The sequence below is a fragment of the Thalassococcus halodurans genome (genome assembly GCF_900108225.1).
GTDB lineage: Bacteria > Pseudomonadota > Alphaproteobacteria > Rhodobacterales > Rhodobacteraceae > Thalassococcus > Thalassococcus halodurans.
Map to the genome: position 1 here is coordinate 67,451 of NZ_FNUZ01000002.1, position 23,507 is coordinate 90,957.

The 23,507-nt window shown below is 57.3% G+C and carries 22 protein-coding genes; 9 read left to right on the forward strand and 13 right to left on the reverse strand.

Going from position 1 to position 23,507, the window contains the following annotated elements; genetic code table 11:
* The 4 genes from urtD to urtA form a co-directional block, all read right to left on the reverse strand.
* Positions 1 to 741, reverse strand: coding sequence for an urea ABC transporter ATP-binding protein UrtD (gene urtD, locus C4S59_RS05395; protein ID WP_103910276.1), 741 nt, complete (start codon positions 739 to 741; stop codon positions 1 to 3).
* Complete coding sequence (gene urtC / locus C4S59_RS05400) at positions 741 to 1,925, reverse strand: urea ABC transporter permease subunit UrtC (RefSeq protein WP_103909479.1); 1,185 nt, start codon at positions 1,923 to 1,925, stop codon at positions 741 to 743. Before urtC ends, urtD begins: the two co-directional genes overlap by 1 nt.
* A gap of 85 nt (positions 1,926 to 2,010) precedes the next feature.
* Positions 2,011 to 3,963, reverse strand: a complete 1,953-nt coding sequence (gene urtB, locus C4S59_RS05405; RefSeq protein ID WP_103909480.1) for an urea ABC transporter permease subunit UrtB — start codon at positions 3,961 to 3,963, stop codon at positions 2,011 to 2,013.
* A gap of 88 nt (positions 3,964 to 4,051) precedes the next feature.
* The gene (urtA, locus tag C4S59_RS05410) at positions 4,052 to 5,341 is read right to left on the reverse strand and encodes an urea ABC transporter substrate-binding protein (protein ID WP_103910277.1); all 1,290 of its coding nucleotides are present in this window, start codon (positions 5,339 to 5,341) and stop codon (positions 4,052 to 4,054) included.
* A gap of 566 nt (positions 5,342 to 5,907) precedes the next feature.
* Here urtA and C4S59_RS05415 point away from each other — a divergent pair.
* From C4S59_RS05415 to C4S59_RS05430, 4 genes are all read left to right on the forward strand, one after another.
* The gene (locus C4S59_RS05415) at positions 5,908 to 7,332 is read left to right on the forward strand and encodes a circularly permuted type 2 ATP-grasp protein (RefSeq protein ID WP_103909481.1); all 1,425 of its coding nucleotides are present in this window, start codon (positions 5,908 to 5,910) and stop codon (positions 7,330 to 7,332) included.
* A gap of 4 nt (positions 7,333 to 7,336) precedes the next feature.
* Entirely contained in the window at positions 7,337 to 8,290 is a 954-nt protein-coding gene (locus C4S59_RS05420) for an alpha-E domain-containing protein (protein ID WP_103909482.1), read from the forward strand.
* Positions 8,287 to 9,111 (forward strand): transglutaminase family protein, encoded by an 825-nt coding sequence (locus C4S59_RS05425; protein WP_103909483.1) that lies wholly within the window; start codon positions 8,287 to 8,289, stop codon positions 9,109 to 9,111. The genes C4S59_RS05420 and C4S59_RS05425 overlap by 4 nt, the downstream gene beginning before the upstream one ends.
* 72 nt (positions 9,112 to 9,183) lie before the next feature.
* The gene (locus C4S59_RS05430) at positions 9,184 to 9,912 is read left to right on the forward strand and encodes a proteasome-type protease (RefSeq protein WP_103909484.1); all 729 of its coding nucleotides are present in this window, start codon (positions 9,184 to 9,186) and stop codon (positions 9,910 to 9,912) included.
* A 5-nt stretch (positions 9,913 to 9,917) separates the two neighbouring features.
* Here the strand turns inward: C4S59_RS05430 and C4S59_RS05435 are convergent, their stop codons facing one another.
* From C4S59_RS05435 to C4S59_RS05445, 3 genes are all read right to left on the reverse strand, one after another.
* Positions 9,918 to 11,342: a methyl-accepting chemotaxis protein gene (locus C4S59_RS05435; protein ID WP_103909485.1), complete on the reverse strand. Its 1,425-nt coding sequence runs from the start codon at positions 11,340 to 11,342 to the stop codon at positions 9,918 to 9,920.
* 158 nt (positions 11,343 to 11,500) lie between these two features.
* A complete protein-coding gene (locus C4S59_RS05440) occupies positions 11,501 to 12,061 on the reverse strand; it encodes an NUDIX hydrolase (protein WP_234994689.1) in 561 nt (186 codons plus the stop codon).
* On the reverse strand, positions 12,058 to 12,687 hold the full coding sequence (locus tag C4S59_RS05445; RefSeq protein WP_103909486.1) for a J domain-containing protein: 630 nt from the start codon (positions 12,685 to 12,687) through the stop codon (positions 12,058 to 12,060). The genes C4S59_RS05440 and C4S59_RS05445 overlap by 4 nt, the downstream gene beginning before the upstream one ends.
* Positions 12,688 to 12,762: 75 nt before the next feature.
* Here C4S59_RS05445 and C4S59_RS05450 point away from each other — a divergent pair, with 75 nt between their 5' ends.
* Positions 12,763 to 13,020, forward strand: coding sequence for a BolA family protein (locus C4S59_RS05450; protein ID WP_103909487.1), 258 nt, complete (start codon positions 12,763 to 12,765; stop codon positions 13,018 to 13,020).
* Here C4S59_RS05450 and C4S59_RS05455 read toward each other — a convergent pair.
* The 3 genes from C4S59_RS05455 to C4S59_RS05465 form a co-directional block, all read right to left on the reverse strand.
* Entirely contained in the window at positions 13,017 to 13,436 is a 420-nt protein-coding gene (locus tag C4S59_RS05455) for a DUF4177 domain-containing protein (RefSeq protein ID WP_103910279.1), read from the reverse strand. The genes C4S59_RS05450 and C4S59_RS05455 overlap by 4 nt on opposite strands.
* 153 nt (positions 13,437 to 13,589) lie before the next feature.
* A complete protein-coding gene (gene gatB / locus C4S59_RS05460; protein WP_103909488.1) occupies positions 13,590 to 15,104 on the reverse strand; it encodes an Asp-tRNA(Asn)/Glu-tRNA(Gln) amidotransferase subunit GatB in 1,515 nt (504 codons plus the stop codon).
* A gap of 114 nt (positions 15,105 to 15,218) precedes the next feature.
* On the reverse strand, positions 15,219 to 16,280 hold the full coding sequence (locus C4S59_RS05465) for a hypothetical protein (protein WP_103909489.1): 1,062 nt from the start codon (positions 16,278 to 16,280) through the stop codon (positions 15,219 to 15,221).
* Positions 16,281 to 16,496: 216 nt separating this feature from the next.
* Here C4S59_RS05465 and C4S59_RS05470 point away from each other — a divergent pair, with 216 nt between their 5' ends.
* Entirely contained in the window at positions 16,497 to 17,258 is a 762-nt protein-coding gene (locus C4S59_RS05470; protein ID WP_103909490.1) for a transglycosylase SLT domain-containing protein, read from the forward strand.
* Here the strand turns inward: C4S59_RS05470 and C4S59_RS05475 are convergent.
* From C4S59_RS05475 to pepN, 3 genes are all read right to left on the reverse strand, one after another.
* Positions 17,255 to 18,130 carry a lysophospholipid acyltransferase family protein gene (locus C4S59_RS05475; protein ID WP_103909491.1) on the reverse strand — a complete coding sequence of 292 codons (876 nt, stop codon included), beginning with the start codon at positions 18,128 to 18,130 and terminating at the stop codon, positions 17,255 to 17,257. The genes C4S59_RS05470 and C4S59_RS05475 overlap by 4 nt on opposite strands.
* Before the next feature lie 98 nt (positions 18,131 to 18,228).
* On the reverse strand, positions 18,229 to 18,759 hold the full coding sequence (locus C4S59_RS05480) for a hypothetical protein (protein WP_103909492.1): 531 nt from the start codon (positions 18,757 to 18,759) through the stop codon (positions 18,229 to 18,231).
* 67 nt (positions 18,760 to 18,826) lie between these two features.
* On the reverse strand, positions 18,827 to 21,376 hold the full coding sequence (pepN, locus tag C4S59_RS05485) for an aminopeptidase N (RefSeq protein ID WP_103909493.1): 2,550 nt from the start codon (positions 21,374 to 21,376) through the stop codon (positions 18,827 to 18,829).
* Between the two features lie 150 nt (positions 21,377 to 21,526).
* Between pepN and C4S59_RS05490 the strand changes: the two genes are divergently transcribed.
* Genes C4S59_RS05490 through C4S59_RS05500 form a run of 3 tightly spaced genes read left to right on the forward strand, consistent with a single transcriptional unit; the run spans position 21,527 to position 23,474 of the window.
* Positions 21,527 to 21,778, forward strand: a complete 252-nt coding sequence (locus C4S59_RS05490) for a hypothetical protein (protein ID WP_103909494.1) — start codon at positions 21,527 to 21,529, stop codon at positions 21,776 to 21,778.
* Between the two features lie 2 nt (positions 21,779 to 21,780).
* Positions 21,781 to 23,298 (forward strand): FAD-binding domain-containing protein, encoded by a 1,518-nt coding sequence (locus tag C4S59_RS05495; protein WP_103909495.1) that lies wholly within the window; start codon positions 21,781 to 21,783, stop codon positions 23,296 to 23,298.
* A complete protein-coding gene (locus C4S59_RS05500; protein WP_103909496.1) occupies positions 23,298 to 23,474 on the forward strand; it encodes a DUF2256 domain-containing protein in 177 nt (58 codons plus the stop codon). The genes C4S59_RS05495 and C4S59_RS05500 overlap by 1 nt, the downstream gene beginning before the upstream one ends.
* The last annotated feature ends 33 nt before the right edge of the window (positions 23,475 to 23,507 follow it).

Consider the following 23,507-nt stretch of genomic DNA (forward strand, 5'->3'; position numbering starts at 1 on the left):
TTATCTTCCCAGGTAAACGTCGATGACGTCTTGGTTTGCGGTCACATGTTCAAGGCTGCCTTCGGCCAGAACCGATCCTTCGTGCAGAACCGTCACGCGGCAATCCAGACGACGGACAAACTCCATATCGTGTTCGACGACAACGACGGCGCGGGTTTCGGCCGCGCGGCGCAGCAGGTCTGTGGTGTGTTCCCGTTCAGCAGGGGTCATGCCCGCCGCCGGTTCGTCGACCAGCAAAAGACGCGGATCTTGCGCCAGAAGCATGCCGATTTCCAACCACTGTTTCTGCCCGTGGCTGAGTTCACCTGCCACGCGGGTCAGTTCGTCGGTTAGCCCGATTTCTTCGGCCAAGGCCTCGATCTTCTCGGCACCTTCCTTGGTCTTGCGGTAGAACAGAACGCTGAACGGGCTGCGTTCGTTCTTCAACGCCATGGCCAGATTTTCGCGCACCGTTTGTGCCTCGAACACCGTCGGTTTCTGGAACTTGCGGCCGATGCCCGCGCGGGCGATCTGGCTTTCGGACAGTTTCAGAAGCGAGACCGATTTCTCACCCCAGATCACGCGGCCTTCATCGGGGCGCGTTTTGCCTGTGATGATGTCCATAAAGGTGGTCTTGCCTGCACCGTTCGGCCCGATGATCGCGCGCAGTTCAGGTTCGCCGATCTGGAAGCTGAGGTTGTTGATCGCCTTGAACCCGTCAAAGGACACCGAGACGCCGGAAAGCTCTAGAAGCGTGTTCATCATTTCGCGCCCTCGGATTTGGATTTCTTGCCGATCAGATCAAAGAGCCCACCGATACCCTGAGGGGCCAGCAAGGTGACCGCAACAAAGGACAGGCCCAGCAGTACCAGCCACCAGTCGGTCCACTGGATGGTGTAGAAACCCAGCGGAATGGACGGCGCGCCGCCGCCTGTAAACCAACTGGACAGAAGCGAGACGAAGGCCGCCCCGATCACAGCCCCATAGAGACGGCCACGTCCGCCGATGGCCACCCAGACCGCCAGATAAATCGAGGCGATGGGGGCAATTTCGGCGGGGTTGATGATGCCTGCTTGGGGGTAATAGAGCGCGCCGGCGATAGCGGCGATAACCGCAGTCAGGGTGAAGACAAAGAGTTTGTAGCTTTCAACATGGTAGCCGAGGAAACGCACGCGGCTTTCATTGTCGCGAATGCCGCGGATCACGCTGCCCATCTTGCCAGACACAACATAGGCGCAGAGCACGTAGCCCAATGCCAAAGCAAGCGCTGAAGCCCAGAAGAAGGCGATCGAGATCATGCTTTGCGGGACATCGCCCAGATAGGGGATGTTCTGAAGGCCGGAGAGGCCGTTGTTGCCGCGCAGGCCACTGTCGTTCTGGAACAGGTAGAGTGACAGGGCAAGCGTCATGGCTTGGGTCAGGATCGACAGGTAAACGCCCGTCACACGGCTACGGAAAGCGAGCCAGCCGAAGACCAGTGCCAGAAGGCCGGGGACGAGGATCACAAAGGCCAGTTGCATGAACAGGCTGTCGGCGAAAGCCCAGATCAGCGGGAATTCATTGGTACCGACGACACCGAAAATCTGTGTGGCGACCGCGTCATGGATTTCTTCCGGCGTTGGCGGGATGGCTGCGGCCGAGAGGCTTTCGGTTACGATGATCTCGGTCCGGGCGTACATCAGCCACATGCCGATGGCATAGCCGCCGAGACCGAAAAAGGCGAAGTGGCCGAGGCTGAGGATACCGCAATAGCCCCAGACAATGTCCATCGCGACGGCGATCAGGCAGAGGCAAAGGGTTTTGCCCAGCGTCTTGATGAAGGAGGTGGATACAACCCCGATGCCTGCGGCTTCGGACATCGCGGTGACAAAGATTGTGAACAACGCCAGCGCGGCGAGGAACCACAGGATCGAAGGGTTTTCGGCGACAAAGCTTTTGCGTTTCATGTCAGGCTCCGACCGGTGTGGATTTTGGCTGCGCGGGGCATTTTCGAGTATTTCTGGACAGATGAAGGCATAAGGGCGTTCATGATCAATCTCCTGCTGCGCGGCCTTTGAGGGCGACGATGCCGCGCGGCCGGAACTGGATGAACAGGATGATGAAGAGGATCATGTAGGTCTGTGCCGCCAGTGTGTTGGACGGGTTGAACCATTCGATGCCTTTTTGCAGGCCGCCGATCAGGGTCGCACCGGCGAGGGTGCCCCAAACGTTGCCGACGCCGCCCACGACCACTGTCATGAAGCTTTGGACGATATAATCGGCGCCCATTTCCGAAGTTACTTTGGCATAGAGGCCGATGGCGACGCCTGCGATGCCTGCGATGCCCGAGCCTAGGCCGAAGGTCAGCATGTTGATGCGGTCGGGGTTGATGCCCATGGAGGCAGCCATTCCGGGGTTTTGTGTTACAGCGCGGACCTCAAGTCCCAGGCGGGTCTTGTTGAGGACGAACAGGATGAGGCCAAGGAAGATCAGTGCGAGGACGAAGATCGCGATGCGGATGTTGGCGATCTGGACGACGTCGTTAATGACCCATGCACCGTCCAGCCAACCGGGCGAGGTCAGGGGGCGGGCTTGGGTGCCGAAGATGTTTTTGGCCAGTTGTTGCAGGGCAATCGAGATGCCGAAGGTTGCAAGCAGTGTTTCCAGCGGGCGGTGGTAAAGCCAGCGGATGACCAAACGCTCCATCGCGACGCCTGCGGCGAAGGTGACTGCGAAGGCCAGTGGCAGGGCCACGACCAGCGAGAGGGTGTAGTCGGGGATGATCTGCTGGACGACATAGCCTGTGTAGGCCCCCATCATGATGAATTCGCCATGGGCCATATTGATGACGCCCATCACGCCGAAGGTGATGGCAAGGCCGATGGCTGCGAGGAAATAGATCGACGCGAGTGAGATCGCATCAAGCGAGACGTCGAAAATCTGGTTGCGGGCGACGCGGGCTTCGACTTCGGACAGAGCTGTTTCTGCGGCTGTTGTGATTACCGCATCACTCTCGGCGTAGGTTTCAAAGAAAGCGTGTGTGGCGATTGCAGCTTGGACGGTTTCGTCTGTGACCAGCGGGGGAACTGTGCCGGCTTGGGCCAGAGCGGCATAGGCCCTTTCGCGGTTTTCTTCGCTTGAGAGCTGCCCCACAGGGATACCACCGACACGGCCATCGACGATATTGTCGCTGAGGCGGGCTTTGATGGTGTCTGCGGTTTGTCGTTCGGGGGCCAGACCTGCGTCGACCAATTGCGCATAGGCGTCCTGTTGCGAGATGTCCTCGCCAACTGTCAGAACGCGGGCGATATTGGCGTCTTGCGGCAACTCGGGAGCGACTGAGGCAGATTTGGTCAGAATCTGGTTCAGCGCCGCGCGGCTGTCGACGTCAATGGTGCCGGAAAGGGCATTGATGGCGGTGATACGGTCATCTGTCGAGGCACCGAAGCGGGCGGTCAGCAGATTTGCCAGACGTTCCTTGCGAGCGCGAAGCGCATTATCGGGTTCACCTTCGATCGAAGCACGCAACGGTTCGATCTGGCTTGCATCGGGGCTGCGCAGGATCGCGTCTAGCGCTGCGGTACGACGTTCTTTGTCGGGGTCGGACAGTTGGAACTGGACCAGCGCGCCGCCGATCACACGGCGCACGCCGCCGTTGGGTCTGATTTCGGTCAGCTCGTCTTTGGTGGCTGTGCCGACAGGGGTATCTGTGGCGATGTCGAACAGTTCGTACCCGTCACCTGATTTCTGGGCGTAGTAGAACAGACCGTCGGTTTCGTTCAGAAAAACGCCTTTGTTCTGCCAGCGTTCTAGGAAAAGGGCGGTGCCTTCGGGCGTTTCGGCAACCAGTGCGTCAATGACGACACCTACGGATCTACGACCGGGTTTGGCAACTTCGCCAGCTTGGCTTTGAAGAAGGGTTTGCAGGGGGCTGTCTTGTGCGGTGGCCATCTGGGCGGGCAGGGCAAGACAAAACGCGATCACGAGTAGGGTTGCGCGTAGCATAAGACAGGGCCTGTCATTTGGGGGAAGTCGGTAGAAAAAGGGCGCGGCCGGAAAAAGGGAGGACTGGCCGCGCCCCGTTTAGGTCAGATTAGTAGTTGGACTTGATCTGAACACATGTGCTGGTTTCGGTGTTGTACATACCGCAACCAAGGTCTTTCCAATCGGACTTCAGAACCGCGGATTCCGGCAGGAAATCTGTCCATGCATCGCCCGGAACTTCTTCTGTCTGGCTGATGATGTCGAACTGGCCGTCTTCGCGGATTTCACCGATCAGAACCGGCTTGGACAGGTGGTGGTTCGGCAGCATTGTCGCTGTACCGCCTGTCAGGTTCGGGAATTCCTGACCGTACATTGCTGTGCGAACTGCATCAACGTCGGTTGTGCCAGCGTCTGTGACCGCGTTCACCCACATGTTGAAGCCGATGTAATGTGCTTCCATCGGGTCGTTTGTCACGCGCTCGTCACCCATGCGGGCTTTCCACGTTTTGATGAACTCGGCGTTGGCTTCGCCTTCTGCGGACTGGAAGTAGTTCCAAGCTGCCAGGTGACCAACAAGGTTGGATGTGTCCAGACCAGACAGTTCTTCTTCACCAACCGAGAAGGCTACGACAGGGATGTCGTCAGCGGACACGCCAGCAGCGGCCAGTTCTTTGTAGAAGCCGATGTTCGCGTCGCCGTTGATTGTCGAGATGACACCAACCTGTTTGCCGTCCGCACCCAGTGCAACGACGTCAGCAACGATCGTCGCCCAGTCAGAGTGACCGAAAGGCGTGTAGTTCACGAAGATGTCTTCTTCCGCGATGCCTTTGGACTTCAGGTAGCTTTCCAGAATGTTGTTTGTTGTGCGCGGGTAGACATAGTCTGTGCCCAGCAGAGCAAACTTTTCGACGCCCAGTTCTTCAAGGAAGTAATCTGTTGCAGGGATCGCCTGCTGGTTCGGAGCGGCACCTGTGTAGAAGACGTTCTTGGAGCTTTCTTCACCTTCGTACTGAACCGGGTAGAAGAGCAGCCCGTTCAATTCTTCGATAACCGGCAGAACGGATTTACGGGAAACCGATGTCCAGTTGCCAAAGATGACGTCAACTTCGTGCACCGTCAGCAGTTCGCGTGCTTTTTCAGCGAACAACGGCCAGTCGGATGCAGGGTCAACAACAACGGCTTCCAGTTCGCAACCCAGAACGCCACCTTTTGCGTTCTGCTGTTCGACCAGCATTTCCATTGTGTCTTTAAGTGTGGTTTCCGAAATCGCCATAGTGCCCGAGAGCGAGTGCAGAACGCCGACTTTAATCGGGCAGGAAGCGTCCTGAGCGAAAGCGCCGGATGCGCCTGCGATCAGAGCCGAGGCCGCAACGCCGGCCAGCTTCAAGGTTTTGGTCATTTTCATTCGTTCGGTCCCTGTCTAGATCGGCACTCTAGTTGGTAGGCGGTCATCCTCCCCCCTTGGGCGGAATGGCGGCCAGGTGCCACGTTGGATTTGTTAGCGATGCTGACCGGAGGATGATCAGTGCGCTGTTGGGTGCCCGTTTCGGACAGGCCAATTTTTTGTCCAGCCCGACGCCAACACGTGAGTCCGCCCATAAATTCGAGCGACAAAATGCAGAAATTTGCCTCAATTATGGGCGAAAAAATTGGATGAGTTTAATTTTTGAGCGAATTTGGGCGTCACTTGCGACGCATTCTGCAGCATTGGCGTCATCCAGAATCAAAGTCTGCTCAATCTATGGGCGAATTCTGATTCAACATGAATCTATCCTAAGCTCTAGGGAACCACTGTGTATGCTTCTTCGTTAGGAAGGGAATGGATTGGGTGGGCCTGCAGCATCGAGCCGGTTGCTGAAAATAACGTCGCTTTTGGTTTGTGTGTTGAAAAAACATGCGCATGGGATTGTGCTTTGCGCTTTTGCCCAGTCTGATCAGGGATGGGACTGAGTGGGAGCCAAAAGAATGAATAACGCCGCCCCGAACTATTTTAACGAAATGCTACACGGTGCCGAGGTCCGCCAAGCCTACCAAAGCCTTGAGCGCTGGCATCGCGATATGCCTGACGATCTGCGCAGCCTGAAGCAATCCGAAGCCGAAGCCCTGTTCCGCCGTGTGGGCATCACATTCGCGGTCTACGGAGAAGGTGGCGATCCGGAACGCCTGATCCCCTTTGATATGTTTCCGCGCGTGTTCACCGCCGCGGAATGGCGCAAACTTGAAAAAGGCATCCGCCAACGGGCTATGGCGCTGAACGCGTTTATTGCCGACGTCTATGACCGTGGCGAAATCATCCGCGCAGGGATAATTCCGGAACATCTGGTGACGCGAAACGACGCCTATGAAATTGCCATGGTCGGGATACGCCCGCCCCGCAATGTCTGGAGCCACATTGTCGGCATCGATCTGGTGCGCACCGGTCCGGACCAGTTCTATGTACTGGAAGACAACTGCCGGACGCCGTCTGGCGTTAGCTATATGCTGCAAAACCGCGAAATCATGATGCGGATGTTCCCGCAGCTTTTCCACGAAAACCGGATTGCGCCGGTGGATGGTTATGCGGACCTTTTGAAAAAGACGTTGGCGTCGGTCGCGCCGCAAAAATGTTCTGGCGATCCGACTGTGGTGATCCTGACGCCGGGGCAGTTCAACTCGGCTTATTACGAACATTCTTTCCTTGCTGACCTTATGGGCGTCGAATTGGTCGAAGGGCAGGACCTTTTCGTGGAAGGTGACTTTGTCTGGATGCGCACCACGGAAGGCCCACGCAAAGTAGATGTGATCTATCGCCGTCTGGATGACGCCTTTATCGATCCGCTGTGCTTTCGTCCGGACTCTATGCTTGGCGTACCAGGATTGATGAATGTCTACCGGTCGGGCGGCGTGTCGATCTGTTCGGCTCCTGGGGCAGGGGTCGCGGACGACAAAGCGATCTATACCTATGTGCCCGAGATGATCCGCTTCTATCTGGGCGAGGCGCCGATCTTGGAAAACGTACCTACATGGCAATGCGCCAAGAAGGACGACCTGAAATACGTTTTGGAAAATCTGGGCGAACTGGTTGTGAAAGAGGTGCACGGATCGGGCGGCTACGGCATGTTGGTTGGCCCGAAATCCACCAAGAGCCAGATCGAGGCCTTCCGTTCGAAGATCGAAGAGAAGCCTTGGAATTACATCGCCCAGCCAACGCTGGCGCTGTCGTCCTGTCCGACCTTCGTTGATGAAGGCATCGCACCACGGCACGTGGATTTGCGGCCCTACTGTCTGGTTGGTGAAAAGGTCGAACTGGTGCCCGGTGGTCTGACGCGGGTTGCGCTGACGGAAGGGTCACTGGTTGTGAACTCGTCGCAGGGTGGCGGGGTCAAAGACACTTGGGTTCTGGCGGAGTAAGAGCATGCTAAGCCGTACAGCTGATCACCTTTACTGGATGGGCCGCTATATCGAGCGTGCCGAAACAACAGCGCGCTTGCTGGAAGTGGGCGCGCGCAACGCTTTGCTACCGGACGTCGCCGGTGGCTTCCGGAATGACTGGGACGCGGTGCTTCGGGCGCTGGGCGTCTATGACAATTTCATCGAGAAGTTCGGCGAATTGGTCGAGCGGAACATCACGACGTTCCTGTTCTTTGATGCGGACAACCCGACCTCGGTTCTGTCCTGTCTTAGTGCGGCGCGGGAAAACGCCCGTGTTGTGCGGACTGCACTGACCGGCCATACATGGGACGCGATCAACAGCAGCTTTCAGGAACTGAAGGATTTCCAGAGGATCGAAAGATCCAAACTGTCGCTGACCGATCTGGCGGAATGGACACTGCACACGGTCAGTTTGATCCGTGGCGCAATCGACGGAACCCAGCTTCGCGATGACGGGTATCGCTTTATCGGCCTTGGTATGGCGATCGAGCGTGGGGACAACACGGCACGTTTGCTGGATGTGAAATACTACGTGTTGCTGCCGTCATTGTCTTATGTGGGCTCTGCACTGGATCAGACGCAGTGGACCGCTTTGTTGCGATCCATGTCCGCCTATCGGGCATTCAAATGGGCCTATCGCGGTGACATCACCGCCACCAAAATCGCCCACTTCGTCATTCTGAACGAAGAGTTCCCAAGGTCTTTGTTGTCTTGCACGCGGGCCATCAACGAACATCTGGATATGCTGTCCCGCCGATACGGGCGACCGTCGCAGGCGCAAAGTGTCGCGCGATCGATGCTGGCCGAATTGGCCGAGGCGCAGGTAGGTGAAATTTTCGATGAAGGTCTGCACGAGTTCCTGACACGCTATATGCGGCGGAACGCCGAGGCAGCGGTGATCATCCAGAATACATATTTGGCAGGGGTACCCGCATGAAGCTGCATATCCGTCATGTCACGCACTACAAGTTCGACACCCCGGTAAAACGCCTGATCCAGAGCCATCGTTTGACGCCGGCCGATCACGAAGGCCAGAAAGTGCTGGAATGGTCGGTGTCCTGCGAAGGGGCCATTCGGGGGTCTTCTTTTCTGAGTGGTGCAGGGGATTATACCGAAACGGTCTGCGTGCAGGGCCCTGCAGAAGATATCGAAATCGTTGTCGAAGGTACGGTTGAGACCCAAGACTGCGCCGGTGTCCTGCGTGGGCATCGTGAAAAGGTCCTGCCATCAGCATACCTGCGCCCGACACAGCAAACACAGCCCGACGCGGCCATCCGGTCACTGGCTGAAACGGCGGTTGAGGGGTTGGATGTTTCTGCCGGTCTGGATCGTGCCCATGCACTCGCCGCCGCCGTCAATGACGCCATCGCCTATGTCAGCGGCGAAACAGAGCCTGCCACCACAGCGGCCGAGGCCTTGGCCGGAGGGAAGGGGGTTTGTCAGGACCACACCCATGTTCTTATGTCGGCGGCCCGATGGGTGGACATGCCTGCGCGTTACGTGACCGGATATCTTTATTCGGATGCGAACGGTCAGGCGCATGGTGAATCACATGCTTGGGCAGAGCTTTACGTAGACGGACTGGGATGGGTCGGATTTGACGCCGCAAACCGTTGCTGCCCGAACGATCTGTATGTGCGCTTGGGGTCCGGTCTGGATGCCCAGGACGCCGCCCCCATCCGTGGTCTTATTGAAGGGCAGGCCACCGAAGACCTGACGGCCAAGGTGGTTGTGACGGATGTCGCCCAACAGCAGTAGCCCCTGTCCTTTGGCATATCTTGTGCAGTTCAAAAGGACGGGATAGCCAAGGGTGAAAGAAGGAAAACGGTTATGACCTATTGCGTTGGTTTGCTGCTGGATGAAGGCATGGTGATGTTGTCCGATACACGGACCAACGCCGGACTTGATAACATTGCGACATATCGCAAGTTGTTCACCTTCGAAGAGCCGGGTGAAAAGGTCATCATGATTGCAACAGCGGGCAGTCTGTCGGTGACCCAAACCGTGCTGGCGCGTCTGACAGAAGCCATCGACGATCCCGAAGCTGACGAACACACGTCGATCATGAAGGCGCCCAGCATGTTGGCCGTGGCGCAGCTAATCGGTGACACGCTGGCCGACGTCCGTCAGGATGTTGCGCAAAAGCTGGATCGCATGAACCAGAGCGCGAGTGCTTCCTTACTTGTGGCTGGGCAACGCAAAGACGGCGCGATGCGTCTGTTCCTTGTCTATCCCGAAGGCAACTTTATCGAAGCGACGCCAGATACGCCGTATCTGCAAATCGGCGAACACAAATACGGCAAACCCATTCTGGATCGCGTGATCCGAAGCGAGACACGGTTGGAAGATGCCGAAAAGGCCGTGCTGCTGTCGATGGATTCGACGCTTCGGTCTAATTTGTCGGTGGGGATGCCGCTTGATCTGGCTGTGATCGAACGTGACGGTCTGTGCATTGCCCGCGAACGCCGCATCGAAGCCGATGACACCGCTTTTCAGGCGCTAAGCCGCGCATGGTCAGATGCCCTGCGCGACTCGTTCCAGAAGATCGAACCGATCTAAACCTGTCAGACGTGATAGGCCAGACGTACGCCACCCCAATGGCGACCTTCGACAAAGATCGGGGCAGATAGATCTTTCATCAAAGCAAAGCGTCCGTTGCCCATGTCGCGGCGATAGGCCTGCAACAGGAACGGACGTTCGCTGTTGCCCGCTGCCAGACCGACGCGGTCGTTAAAGATGCGGCGATTGCGCGAGTTTGCGGCATTCCACTCAGGTTGGCCCGCAACCTGCGGCATGCTGAATTTGTCGTTATGCGTGGGCAAGAAACCCTTTTTGTCGACGCAGGCACAGAACACCACACGATCCGAGAAAAGCAGCATCGGTTCCTGAAATTCGGGAAGAACCGCATCGGTAAAGCGCACAAAGCGCGTCATATACTGCACAGGGTCCGAGCCGGGGATCGGTTTGTGGTTGGTGTCGAACAATTCGTGCAGGCCGATTTCACCCAGACGGACACCCGTTTCAAAACGTTCGCCAATGCGCTTGGCCAAATCCTGAACCGCACGGATAAACGGCGTATCCACGGTTTCGACGCCCAGACGGGACGTCATGCCGATGATCGCCTCCGAGCTTTCGATGATCTCGCGCATCTGGTTGCCCGCTTCGGCAAGGTTGCTGGACGACTGGGACATGCCAGAAGACATTTCGATGATCCGAGTCTGGATTTCCGAAATATCGTTGTCCGTTTTGCTGGACGCAGACACGATTTCGCGCTGGGCGGTGTTCAGATCCGACATCACCACGGGCATCTGTTCAATCAGGGAACCGACCAGATCAATCTGGGTGCGGATGCCACCAGCCTTTTCAAGGGCACTGGTGGTTTCGGTTTTCACCGCCATCAACTCTTTGCCCAGCTTTTCCAGCGTGTCGGAAATTTCCGAAGTCGCCTCGGATGTCAGGCCGGACAGATCCTTGACCTCTTTCGCAACGATCATAAAGCCACGGCCATGTTCGCCAGCGCGGGCGGCTTCGATGGCGGCATTCAGGGACAGCAGGTTTGTCTTGCGGGAAATCGCGTCAATCTCGCTTGAGAAGCGGCCGACCAGAGCAAGGGACTCTTCCAGTCGGGACAGTTGTTCGGCCATGCGACGGACGTCATCGATCAGGCCACCGACGGATGTGACCATCTCGGACACGTTTTGCTGTGACTGTTGTGCGGTGTTTTCCGCGTCAGCAGATGTCTGCAGTGCTTTTTGCGCCGAATTCAGAACTGTCGATGTGGCATCGGTCATGTCCTTGGCGCGGGTCGCGATGTCTTGGAACAGTTCGGACTGGCGTTTGACCTGAACAGAGGTGTCCTCGATATTTCCCGAAACACCGGCAAACGAAATGCTCAGATCACCGATGCGACCGGCGATATCTGTGATTGCTTCTTGTTGATCATTCGAGGCCATGATTGGTGTCGCTGTCGCATTGTCCTTCGATGGCATTGAGTGTTGCACTGGGTTCGCCCTTTAAAGTTCATTGTCCACAATGACAGCCGACCCATGTTGGCGACGTTTGAAACGTTACCAATGAGTCACCGCATGTCGTTCCTGCACGTCGCGTTCCAACCAACGGAGGCAGGGCGAAATTTTTTAGGAGATTTTCAACCGCTGCTGGCGAGGCTGGCCAACGCTCGGACAATCAACACCGAAGGTGCATTTGTGTATTGCTCCAGTTCGCACAGCGATATCCACCGGACATCAATCGCTTCGCTATTGGGCAAAAGCGGGCTTTTCATATCCGCAACGAACAGAAAACGGACGTCGTGGTGGTCGTGCGCAGGCATATCACCCCGCGCGGGGATCGTATGAACATCAACGTCGCAGGGACGATCTGATATCAGATGCACATCCGCCAGTCCGGTTTCTTCTGACAGTTCCTTCAGCGCGACGGCTTTGAAGTCGGTGTCGCCGTCACAGTGGCCACCCGGTTGCAGCCACCTGTCCAGTTTCCGGTGGTGCATCAAAAGAACGTGGCTTTGGTCATGTGACACGACAAACGCCGACGCGGTCATGTGACCGGGAAGGTGGCTACGATCAAAGGCAGCCAATCCACTGTTTTCCAGAAGGTTTTTTGTGGCCAGCGCCGCTGTGGCGCTGCGCTGGTCCAAGGGGATAAAGCCGCCGATAATCGGAAGTTCGAGTTCGGCGGCCTTGAAGGTCACTTGAAGTTCCGGCTGTCTTTCAGCTGTTCCCAAGCCCAGACGACTTCCTGAAGCTGCTCTTCCTGTGAACGGTCGCCGCCGTTCATGTCAGGGTGCAACACCTTGATCAGCTTCTTATAGGCCTTGCGGATATCCGCTTTGGTCGTGACGCTGGCCTCGACCTCAAGGATTTCGATCGCACGCTTTTCAGTCGGCGGCAGGCGGCGGCCACCATCAGCAGCGCCCTTGCCGGGGTTGCGCGTGGCATTGGCACCCAGAACCTGATGGGGGTCTTCGATACCCAGACGGGCCCAAGCCCGCGCTTCTGGATCGCGCCATTCCTTTGTCTTGCGTTCCCAAACCTTGTCCGCGCTTTCCTGCGCGTTCATTTCGGCTTCGGTCTTGCCGTCAAAGAAGCTCCACTTGGCGTTATATTCGCGCACGTGGTCCTTGCAGAACCAAAAGAAGTCATCCAGCACGTCAGGTGCTTTTGGTGCACGGAACTTACCGGGCTCTTCGCAACCCTCGTGTTCGCAAATGCGTACCGATGTTTCGGACTCACCGGTCATTCCACGTCGACCACGTGTTTTCTTCTTCTTCGCAGAAGAGATAGACATATCAAAACCGAAGGGGTCTGGTCTGCTCATGTGCTTCACCTTTTCGACTCGGACGCCAGAGTTTAGACGAATGGCTGGCAGTGTGTAGGGGCTTAAGAGGGAAAAATGTCTAAGACTACTGAAATAGAAGAAAAATTAATCTCGGCTTTCTCGCCTCGGGAACTTCTGGTTCGCGATGACAGCGAACGCCATCGTGGTCATGCCGGATATCAGGAGGGCGGGGAAAGCCATTACCATGTGGTCATCCGCTCGGACGTGTTCAAGGACCTGAACCGGATCAAGCGTCATCGCGCTGTACATGACGCTTTGGGCAAGGATCTAATGGGGCGTATCCACGCCCTGTCGATGGATCTGGACGTTTAAACGTCTTTCTGCTTGTCGTCAGAAGCCGCGTCCATGTCGGGCGCGGTTTCTTCCCCGGCGGCGGTCTCTGTTTCAGCGACACCTTCGCCGTCAATGTCGCCGGTGTCAGCATGCTCTGTGGCTTCTGGCGCGGTGGGGGCGGCTTCGATCAGACGGGGTTCGAATTCCGCGTCACCGGTTGTTCCGGTCGGGCGGCGGAAGACCAAAACAGTACGCCACGTCGTAACGGACGTTGCAATGCCGGACCGTTCATCAGACGGCAGAGTATCCGAGCGAAGATATTCCCAGCCGTCGGCTCCGTGTTCGCATAGCACCTGCTCTAAGCCGTTTGCGAAACGTCCTTCGACACCTTTGATGCCTTTGTCTTTCACGCCTTTGCGCGGGGCGGGGACCACTTTGTATTCATACGTCGTCATAACGGCCTGCATGTCATTGATCGGCAAGGATCATATCAGCCCTGCGGCCATGTGCCAGAGCGAATGAGCATCAGGTGGGGAATACCCTTAACGCCCATGAAAAAACCCGCCGGAAACTGGCGGGTTTGATCGAATTCTTATCGTTGGGTCGGGTTACAGGCCCAGCTTGGCCATGACGATCTGGTTCACCGCGGCTGGGTTCGCCTTGCCGCCTGTGGCTTTCATCACCTGACCAACAAACCAGCCTGCCAGTTTCGGGTTCTGCTGGGCCTTTTCGACCTGTGCAGGGTTCGCCGCGATCACGTCATCCACGGCCTTTTCAATAGCGCCGGTGTCTGTGACCTGTTTCAGGCCTTTGGCTTCTACGATCTGGGCGGGGTCGCCGCCTTCGGTGTAGACGATCTCGAACACGTCTTTCGCGATTTTGCCCGAAATATCGCCCGCTTTGATCAGCTTGATGATGCCTGCCAGTTGTTCCGGCGAAACGGGGCTGTCTGTAATGTCGCGGTCGTCTTTCTTAAGACGGCCGAACAGTTCGTTGATCACCCAGTTTGCGGCCAGTTTGCCGTCACCTGCCGCACCAGCCACTGCTTCGAAATAGGATGCGTTCTGAACCTCGGCTGTCAGAACCGAAGCATCGTATTCGGACAGGCCAAAATCTTTGACGAAACGTGCTTTTTTCTCGTCCGGCAGTTCGGGCAGGGATGCCGCGATGCCGTCTACCCACTCTTGCTCGATCTCCAAAGGCAGCAGGTCGGGATCGGGGAAATAGCGGTAGTCGTGCGCTTCTTCCTTGGACCGCATGGAACGTGTTTCGTTCTTGTCCGGATCGTAGAGGCGTGTTTCCTGATCGACGGAACCGCCGCTTTCCAGAATAGCGATCTGGCGGCGTGCCTCGACGTCGATGGCCGCCTGAATGAAGCGCATGGAGTTCATGTTCTTGATCTCGCAGCGTGTGCCGAGATGCGAGAAGTCCTGCGTTTCCTGATACTTTTCGTATGCGCCCGGACGGCAGACGGAAACGTTCACGTCAGCGCGCAGGTTGCCGTTCTGCATGTTGCCGTCGCACGTACCCAAATAGCGCAGGATCTGGCGCAGCTTGCCCACATAGGCCGCCGCTTCTTCGGGCCCACGAATGTCAGGGCGGCTGACGATCTCCATCAGCGCAACGCCGGTCCGGTTCAGGTCAACAAAAGACATCGCCGGATCCATGTCGTGGATCGACTTACCTGCGTCCTGTTCGATGTGGATGCGTTCAATGCGCACAAGGCGGGCGATGCCCGGCTCCATATCAACGATTACTTCGCCTTCGCCCACGATGGGGTGGTACAGCTGGGAAATCTGGTAGCCCTGCGGAAGGTCGGGGTAAAAATAGTTCTTGCGGTCAAACGCGCTGAACAGGTTGATCTGTGCCTTCAGGCCCAGACCGGTGCGCACAGCTTGTTCAACACAGAATTCGTTGATCACGGGCAACATGCCGGGCATGGCGGCGTCAACGAAAGCCACGTTCGAGTTCGGTTCGGCACCGAATTGGGTCGAGGCACCGGAAAACAGTTTCGCCTTGGTCGCGATCTGGGCGTGAACCTCCATCCCGATCACAAGTTCCCAATCATGCTTCGCCCCGGCAATCACCTTGGGTTTCGGAGACTCAAAGCTCAGATCCAGCATCCTGTGTTTTCCTTATCCGCTTGAACGTCTGCGGGTTTAAGCGAGCCGTGCCAGAGGGGCAAGAGGCAGAGCAGCGCTTAGGGTGCGTTTCAGGGGGTGGAAGGGTGGTTTTGGCTAGCGATTGGACAGCCAAGCCTGTGCCAAACGCGCGAGCACACCTTTTTGCGCCGGAGGCGTGGGCACTGCTGTGTTGGGGTGCTTGGGTTGTTCGGTTCCGATGATGCCGTGCCAGATGTCGGGCTGGACCTGACGGATGTGGTTGTCCGACACCCACTCGGCGCATTCGGACAGAACGGTTTGCGCACGGCTGTTTTCCGGCATGGTCCGCGCGGCTTTGGCGCAGGCCGCAGCAAGGCGGTTCGCCGTTACCTGCGACGTGCGCCCCGACAGAACCTTTCGGACACCGATGACGAATTTCTGGACGTTCAAGGAACTGACGATCATCGCATCCTGCGCCAGGGCACCGACGTAAATCCATATGTACGCCTGCAGGTCATAAAGATCGGCCATATCAGCCGCGATATCCTCTGGCGCGATCCCGCGTGTGACAAGGCTGCGGCCATAGTGGCGTAGATGGCGGGGGTTTTGAGGATCAGCGGCAATCAGCGCGTCATACGCAGGGGCAAGGTCCTTGCAGTGATTGGGGCGTGCATCAATCAGCGCGCATCGGAGCAGCGCGATCAGAAGCGAGCTGTCTTTCTGGTTGCCAAAACATTGAAAGATCTCTTCGGCGCGCTTGAAGTGCTTTTTGCTTTCGGGGCTGACCGCGTCATCGGTCGGGGTGGCAAAGGCCCGCGCTGTATCCAGATGGGCCATGGCCAGAACAAAGCCGCAGGCGGGGTCAAGGTTGTCTTCGGAATAGACATCTTCAAGCTGTTGAAGGCAGGCCGCAGCATCATCACATTCGCCGCGGCGCGCTGCGGATTGCGCGACCATGATCGCATCGGCACGTGCGCCTTTGGCCAGCGCCTCGCACAACGGTGTTCCTTCGCGCGTAGCGTTGCGCCCTTCATCGGCGTCCATCATCAGCGCAGACAGCAGATCCCAGTCATCCTGACGCGCGAGCTTGCGTCCCGTGTCAAAGGCGTCGCGATCAGACCATGTGTCATTGATATTGCGGGGCAGGGAAGACGTAATGTTCCGGAGCCGCGATTTGGCTTTCGCTGAAGGATGCATTTGGGACCGCTTTTATTGTTTGTTGTAAATGATCCTATTGCCAGCATGCGGCATGACTATGGCGGAACCCGCGCTTCTCCGTGCCAGTTTGAAGAAATTTTCGCTGCAGTGTCCCTGAAGACTGAACAAACGCGCGGGCATGATTTGGCCAACAGGCTGATATAGCGAGGTGTTCAAACTTGCGTTGAGTGTGGATTGTTGCCACAACTTTTCCTGATGTTCAGAGTTGTTGTGTTCATATTGGTTGCCTGCGGTGCCTTTGTCGGCGCTACGACAACACGGGCCCAAACGCCCGAAACCGGCGCGACCGAGAGTGTTGCGGAGCCGGTTGAAACCGCGCCACCTTATCGCACATTTTCCGCCGATCGGCAGGCCGTGGCCAAGTCCCTGCGCCCTGTTGCCCGCGACAGCTTTCTGCCTGCGGCCCGTTGGGGCAACAACGGCGCGTCCGCGCTCTGGACGCGGGTTGTCCAGTCGTCTCTCAGGGCGCATGCCTCGAACCTGCCAAAGCTGACGCCGCAGGATATCGCGGATTGGTGCCCCGCCTATCCGACAGCGTCGATCAAACAACGCGAAGCGTTCTGGGTTGGTCTTGTGTCTTCGCTGGTTAAACACGAAAGCACATTCCGCCCGACGGCGGTTGGCGGCGGTGATCTGTGGTACGGATTGATGCAGATTTTTCCATCGACGGCACGGCTTTACAAATGCCGTGCGACAACGGGATCGGCCTTGAAAAGCGGTCCGGCAAACCTGTCATGCGGCTTGCGGATCATGGCAAAAACTGTTGCACGTGATCAGGTGGTGTCGCGGAAAATGCGGGGCGTTGCCGCCGATTGGGGCCCGTTTCATAGTAGCAAAAAGCGCAACGATATGATGGCTTGGACGCGCAGCCAGAGCTATTGCAAGCCAGTTGGTTCTGTACGGCCCGTGGCACGGCCCGCAACACTGCAACCACCTGCGAACACCGAAAAAGGTTAGGTCGGCTTCAACGCCTTAAGCCAGAAAGGGCGGCGCGAATTTTCGACCAGCGACACCGCCGGTGCCCGATGGCCACCCAGCGCCAATGTCGCCTCGCGCAACACCTCGATCCCTTCTTCGGACTTCGCCGGAAGCCCCTTGGCCGAGATAGGTTCGCCGACCGTCACGCGGAAAGGCTGACGATCTTTGTTCAGCGTTTCGTGGAACAGGGTGATGTCCCGCAGCGTCGGGTGGATCATATCGAACAGATAGAACAGGGCCGAATTGCGTGCGCGGATATTCAGCGGCACCACCGGCAATTCATACTTGCGCGCGATCATTGCGGCAGAAGCCATCCACGGACGTTCATGCAGGCTGAGGCCGCGGCGCTTGGCCAGACGGCCTGATGGGAAAATGATGCCAAGACGGCCTTCTTCCACCGCTTTGCGGGTGTAGGCCATGGTTTCGCGTGTCTTGCCGTGGCTGCGCTTTTCCTGACGCCATTCGACGGGGGCGATCATGTCTTCCATCTGCGGCATGACGCGCAAAATGTCGTGGTTTGCAAAGAAGTACAGATCAGGCCGGATCGTGTGCAGCAGGTGAAACAATATGATCCCGTCGGCAATGCCGGTCGGATGGTTTGCCACCAAAAGAGCAGGGCCATTGCGGGGGATGTTTTCCAGACCGGTCGCTTCGACATCTTTCGCCAGAAGCTCGCCCATAATCTTCATAAGATCAGCCGAGGGCATGTCGCGGAAGGTCTGCGCCAAAGCGACGGTCTTCTTGTATCCCAACATGAAATCAAGAACGCCACGGGCATATTTCGTGCCCGGCCGACTGGCAAACAGCCACGGCGCGCGTTCTTGAATCAGTGGATCAATACGGTCTCTCATGGCCCGTCACTTAATAACTTATATTCAAAACTTCCATGACATGGATACGATATAAAGAAAAGTATGCGCTGTGTGAACTTTAGGCCAGATTTTGCCGCTTATTTGATGCGAAACGCTGACTGCAGATCATCCAGAGCTGTTCTTTGCTGGCTGCTGAGCGTGCCAGAGCCTGCTTCCGCGATGTCCTTGATCACAGCCATCATGGGGCCGAACCCTTCGGAGCCGGAAAGTTTGTAAAGTTTCCGGCTGAGCCGTGGAACCGCCTGCTGGGCCCCACCGCATTCGCCCATCATCCAACGCCCGAGAACGCACAATTCGTCCGCGTCCGTGGTGGCCAAACCGGTAGAGCGGGCCAGAGAGTTGATCAGGGCGCTGCGCTGTTCCTTGGTGGGCATCCCGTCCAGTTCCAGAAAGGATGTGCCGATCCCTGCCATCGCGACATGCGGGTCTTCGATGGTTTCGGCAGGGTGGATATTGGCCTTTCGCTTAAAGCCAAAGCGGCGGGCCGCCAGCCGCACATCATTCGCCGCATCAATAAGTTCGCCGGTCATCTCGGCTGTGTTGCGGGCGCGGATGAAAAAGAAATAGGCGGCGGCAATGGCGCCAACAATTGCGATCAGAATATGCACAAATCAACTCCCTCGTAACGACCGCAAGGGTCGATCAAGCGAGGGAGTTTTGCAAGCTTTGATTGAGTTAACCCAGAAGGCGCGAAACCATCTCGGTTGTGTCCCGGCTTAGGCCCGGTGTTTCGCTGATCCGCGTCAGGCAGGCGCGCATCTTGGCTTGGCGATCTGCGTCATAGCGTTTCCATGTCTGGAAGGCCGTGCACATGCGGGCGGTTGTTTGCGGGTTCTTGGCATCCAGCTTGATCAGCCAGTCCGCCAGCAGTTCGTACCCCGATCCGTCGGCATTGTGGAAACCGGCGTGGTTCATGGCCAAGCCACCAAAAACGGCGCGGAAGCGGTTCGGGTTTTTCCAATCGAAATCAGGGTGTTCTGTCAGTGCCTTCGCGCAGTTTGCCGCGTCGGCGGGCTTGGCCGCTCCGACCTGAAGGCCGAACCATTTGTCCATTACCAGACGGTCGTCCTTCCACTGGTCGTAGAAGGCTTTCAGCGCGTCCTCTGCCGCGTCCGCTTGGATCAGGCAGGTCAGGGCGGACAGTTGCAGGGTCATGTTGTCGGCGGTTTCGAACTGGGCCTTGGCAACGGCACCTCCGTCCAGTCTGGTCTGCATGGCCAATACTGAAGCCGCCAAGGCGCGTTTGCCGGATTGTTCCGCGTCGGGTTTGAAGGCTTCAGTGACCTTAGTTTCCTCGACCAAGGCAGGCAGGATGTCCGCCCAGCTTTTTGCCATGTCTTCCCGAAGCGTGTCTGTCGCTGTCCAGATGGCCATCGGATCGGGCGTGACGCCTTGTTCAAACAGGGTTTGCGCCAGTTCGGACTGCGTTGGCAACGACAGCAACAGAGCACGGTAGGCCGGATCAAGCGTGCTATCGGCCACAGCGGTTTTCAGGGCGTTCAGCCAGAGCGTATCGGACCCCACGCCGTCGGTGATCATGGCGATCAGCCCTTCACGCGCCAAAGTGCGCGACGCTTCCCAGCGATTGAACGGGTCGGTGTCGTGTTCCAGCAGGAACAGGTTTTCTTCCCGTGATGTCGTCCGCTCCAACACCACAGGGGCCGAGAAACCGCGCAGGATAGACGGGATCGGTTTCGCGTCCAATCCGCTGAACTCAAAGCTTTGTTCGGCTTCGGTCATTTCCAGAACGGTTGTCGGCGTCACCTCGGTCCCGTCTTGAGCCAGCAGACCAACAGCGATGGGCAGTACCTGAGGTTCCTTCACGTCCTGACCGGGTGTCGGGGGCGTGTGCTGCTTGAAGGTCAGCGTATAGGTGCCGTCTTCGAATTTCTCAGACACGGCAAGGCGCGGCGTGCCCGACTGGGAATACCAACGCTTGAATTGGCTCAGGTCGCGACCTGTGGCGTCCTCGAATACCTGTAGCCAATCCTCGATCGTGCAGGCCTGACCGTCGTGGCGATCAAAGTACATGTCCAGCGCTTTGGCATAGGCGTCATCCCCCACGAGCAGCTTAAGCATGCCAATAACTTCGGCGCCTTTTTCGTAGACCGTTGCCGTGTAGAAGTTGTTGATTTCCTGAAAGCTTTCAGGTCGCACAGGGTGGGACAGGGGGCCTTGATCCTCGGGGAACTGGCGACCGCGCAGTTCGATCACATCGGAAATCCGTTTCACCGGAGCCGAGCGCATGTCCGACGTGAACTGGCTATCACGGTAAACGGTCAGACCCTCTTTCAGACACAGCTGGAACCAGTCGCGGCAGGTGATGCGGTTGCCTGTCCAGTTGTGGAAATATTCATGCGCGATGATCGCCTCGATCCGTTCGAAGTTCGCATCGGTGCTTGTTTCTGGCGAGGCCAGAACGCAGGACGAGTTGAAGATGTTGAGGCCCTTGTTTTCCATCGCACCCATGTTGAAGTCGTCAACGGCCACGATGTTGAAGATATCCAGATCGTATTCCCGACCGTAGACCTCTTCATCCCAACGCATCGACGCTTTCAGCGCCTCCATACCAAAGGCACATTTGTTTTCGTCGCCGGGGCGGACCCAGATGTTCAGTTCCACATCCTTGCCGGATTGCGTGACGAAACGGTCGGGGTGGTTGACCAGATCACCGGCCACCAGCGCGAACAGATAGGCGGGCTTGGGCCACGGATCGTGCCATTCGGCCCAGCCTTCGCCTTGGGCCACAGGGTTGCCGTTAGACAGCAGCACCGGCAAGTCACTTTCGATCCGCACGGTGAAGACGCTCATGACATCGGGACGATCCGGATAGTAGGTGATCTTGCGAAAGCCCTCTGCCTCGCACTGGGTGCAGTACATGCCGTTCGACATATATAGCCCTTCCAAGGCAGTGTTCGCCTCGGGCGCGATTTCGACCTCGGCCTCCCACACGAATGTTTCGTTCGGCGCATCCACCAACAGGCCGTCGTCCAGCATGACGGGGCTTACATCCGACCCGTTGATTTTAGAGCTGATCAGTTTCAACTGTTCGCCATGCAAACGGAACTGGCGGTCAGTCGCATCGGGGTTCGGTGAAAAGGTGATTTTGCTGACGACCCGCGTGCTGTTCGGCGCCAGTTTGAAGGTCAGGTGCACATCATCAACGACGTAGCCAAAGGGTTTGTAATCTTTCAGATAAATGGTCTGCGGGCTGGCGTCCTTCACGGGGACCTCCTGTATCAGGTGACTGCTGTCGCGCGATGCTTCGCGGCGCTTTGTTGGAACAATAGGCCGGGTTCAGCGGTTGTTAAAGCAGATCGGGCTTGAATTTTTCGGGTCCAAAACCAGTTAACCGAACCGACGAGTGAGGATACAATGTCTGCACCGAATACAAATATCGAAACCCAAGAACACGAACACAAGACACCGCTCTTCGGGATCAAGGCGGCATTGGTTTATGCGGCGATCCTTTTGGCGGCTTTCGTGACCTATGTGGTGTACCAAGGCGGCGAAGAAAGCACGACACCAGCCGAAGTGGGCACAAGCGTTCTTGAGAATTACGACGGCGGCAATTACGCGCCAGGCGGCAACGCGACAGGGTCCGTTTCGGGCACCCCTGACAACTAAACATGACGACAGCGGTTCTTTGGTTCAAACGGGATCTGAGATTGGCTGACCATCCGGCGCTGATGCGCGCTGTCGAGATTGGCGATGTCATACCGCTGTACATTTTCGAACCGGACTACTGGCGGCTGAGCGACACTTCAGGCCGCCAGTTTTCCGTTTTTGCCGAAGCGGTCGCCGATTTGCGGGGGCAACTGCGCGCTGTTGGGTCGGATTTGGTGATCCGGTGTGGCGATGCGGTTGACGAACTGGCTAAGGTTTTGTCCGAGGTCGGTGCGACCCACCTGATCAGTCACGAAGAAACAGGTAACGATTGGACTTACTCCCGTGACAAACGGGTTGCCGCATGGGCGCGGGGCGCGGGCGTCATCTGGCAAGAATTGCCGCAAAGCGCTGTCGTCCGGCGATTGGGTGATCGTGATGATTGGTCGAAACATCGTAACGCATTTCTTACCAAAGATGCTCTGCCTGCGCCAAAGGCGTTAAACCCTGTTTCGATTGAAAGCGATCCAATCCCTGATGCGCCGCATGATCATTGTCCGCAGCGGCAGCGTGGTGGGCGCACTTCGGCGTTGGCAACCATGGAAAGCTTTCTGGCCGAGCGCGGGCATAGCTATCGCAAGGCGATGTCATCGCCTGTCACTGCCGAACATGCCTGTTCTCGCCTGTCGGTGCATCTGGCCACCGGTGCTGTGTCGATCCGCGAGGTGGTGCAGCGCACAGCGCATGAGCAGCAAATGCGCCGCGGCACGCGGGACGGTTGGCTTGGGTCGCTCCGCAGCTTTCAAGGGCGGCTCGCGTGGCGGGATCATTTTACCCAAAAGCTCGAGGACGAACCGGAGCTTGAACATCACTGCCTGCATCCAGCTTTCGAAACCCTAAGGCCGCGCCCGGCTGATAGGGCCACTTTGACCGCATGGGAAAATGGCGAAACAGGCGTGCCGTTTGTAGATGCCTGTATGCGCTATTTGAACGCCACGGGATGGATCAATTTCCGGATGCGCGCAATGTTAATGAGCTTTGCGTCCTACCACCTCTGGATCGATTGGCGGGACAGCGGGCAGCATTTCGCCCGCGCGTTTACAGACTATGAACCGGGCATTCATTGGCCGCAGGTCCAGATGCAGTCAGGCACGACGGGCATCAACACGTTGCGTATCTATAATCCGGTCAAACAAGGGCTTGATCAGGACCCGGCCGGCGTCTTCACGCGCCAGTGGTGCCCGGAACTGGCCGAGGTGCCAGACCGGTTTCTGCAAGAGCCTTGGCGCTGGGATGGCGAGGGCAGGGTGATCGGGCGAACCTATCCGCGCGCCATCGTTGATCTGGCGCAGGCATCAAAACAGGCGCGCGATCGTATCTGGGCAGTGCGACGGGACCCGTCATTTGGGATTGCTGCGGCTCGTGTTGTGGTGAAGCATGCCAGCCGCAAGGATAAAGAGAGACACTTCGTCAACGACCGTGCCCCACGTAGAGGGCGGGCGGTTAAGCCAGACTCCCGTCAGCAAAGTTTTGATTTCTGATGCCGAGGGGAACACGCAAATCCGACTTGCCGCAAAAAACCTGCGCAACCTGCGGGCGGCCATTTACTTGGCGAAAGAAGTGGGAAAAGGTCTGGGATGAGGTGCGCTACTGCTCTGACAGATGTCGCAACGGGCGGAATGTGACCCGAACCAAGGTTGATACCAAAAGCCGCTGATCCAGTGTTCGGCTTGATTTGAAAAAGTTTCCT

What these genes read in the sequence shown, in the direction of transcription:
- urtD (WP_103910276.1), bottom strand. Translation starts at nt 741, where the DNA reads ATGAACACGCTTCTAGAGCTTTCCGGCGTCTCGGTGTCCTTTGACGGG.
- urtC (WP_103909479.1), bottom strand. Translation starts at nt 1,925, where the DNA reads ATGAAACGCAAAAGCTTTGTCGCCGAAAACCCTTCGATCCTGTGGTTC.
- urtB (WP_103909480.1), bottom strand. Translation starts at nt 3,963, where the DNA reads ATGCTACGCGCAACCCTACTCGTGATCGCGTTTTGTCTTGCCCTGCCC.
- urtA (WP_103910277.1), bottom strand. Translation starts at nt 5,341, where the DNA reads ATGACCAAAACCTTGAAGCTGGCCGGCGTTGCGGCCTCGGCTCTGATC.
- C4S59_RS05415 (WP_103909481.1), top strand. Translation starts at nt 5,908, where the DNA reads ATGAATAACGCCGCCCCGAACTATTTTAACGAAATGCTACACGGTGCC.
- C4S59_RS05420 (WP_103909482.1), top strand. Translation starts at nt 7,337, where the DNA reads ATGCTAAGCCGTACAGCTGATCACCTTTACTGGATGGGCCGCTATATC.
- C4S59_RS05425 (WP_103909483.1), top strand. Translation starts at nt 8,287, where the DNA reads ATGAAGCTGCATATCCGTCATGTCACGCACTACAAGTTCGACACCCCG.
- C4S59_RS05430 (WP_103909484.1), top strand. Translation starts at nt 9,184, where the DNA reads ATGACCTATTGCGTTGGTTTGCTGCTGGATGAAGGCATGGTGATGTTG.
- C4S59_RS05435 (WP_103909485.1), bottom strand. Translation starts at nt 11,342, where the DNA reads ATGCCATCGAAGGACAATGCGACAGCGACACCAATCATGGCCTCGAAT.
- C4S59_RS05445 (WP_103909486.1), bottom strand. Translation starts at nt 12,687, where the DNA reads ATGAGCAGACCAGACCCCTTCGGTTTTGATATGTCTATCTCTTCTGCG.
- C4S59_RS05450 (WP_103909487.1), top strand. Translation starts at nt 12,763, where the DNA reads ATGTCTAAGACTACTGAAATAGAAGAAAAATTAATCTCGGCTTTCTCG.
- C4S59_RS05455 (WP_103910279.1), bottom strand. Translation starts at nt 13,436, where the DNA reads ATGACGACGTATGAATACAAAGTGGTCCCCGCCCCGCGCAAAGGCGTG.
- gatB (WP_103909488.1), bottom strand. Translation starts at nt 15,104, where the DNA reads ATGCTGGATCTGAGCTTTGAGTCTCCGAAACCCAAGGTGATTGCCGGG.
- C4S59_RS05465 (WP_103909489.1), bottom strand. Translation starts at nt 16,280, where the DNA reads ATGCATCCTTCAGCGAAAGCCAAATCGCGGCTCCGGAACATTACGTCT.
- C4S59_RS05470 (WP_103909490.1), top strand. Translation starts at nt 16,497, where the DNA reads ATGTTCAGAGTTGTTGTGTTCATATTGGTTGCCTGCGGTGCCTTTGTC.
- C4S59_RS05475 (WP_103909491.1), bottom strand. Translation starts at nt 18,130, where the DNA reads ATGAGAGACCGTATTGATCCACTGATTCAAGAACGCGCGCCGTGGCTG.
- C4S59_RS05490 (WP_103909494.1), top strand. Translation starts at nt 21,527, where the DNA reads ATGTCTGCACCGAATACAAATATCGAAACCCAAGAACACGAACACAAG.
- C4S59_RS05495 (WP_103909495.1), top strand. Translation starts at nt 21,781, where the DNA reads ATGACGACAGCGGTTCTTTGGTTCAAACGGGATCTGAGATTGGCTGAC.
- C4S59_RS05500 (WP_103909496.1), top strand. Translation starts at nt 23,298, where the DNA reads ATGCCGAGGGGAACACGCAAATCCGACTTGCCGCAAAAAACCTGCGCA.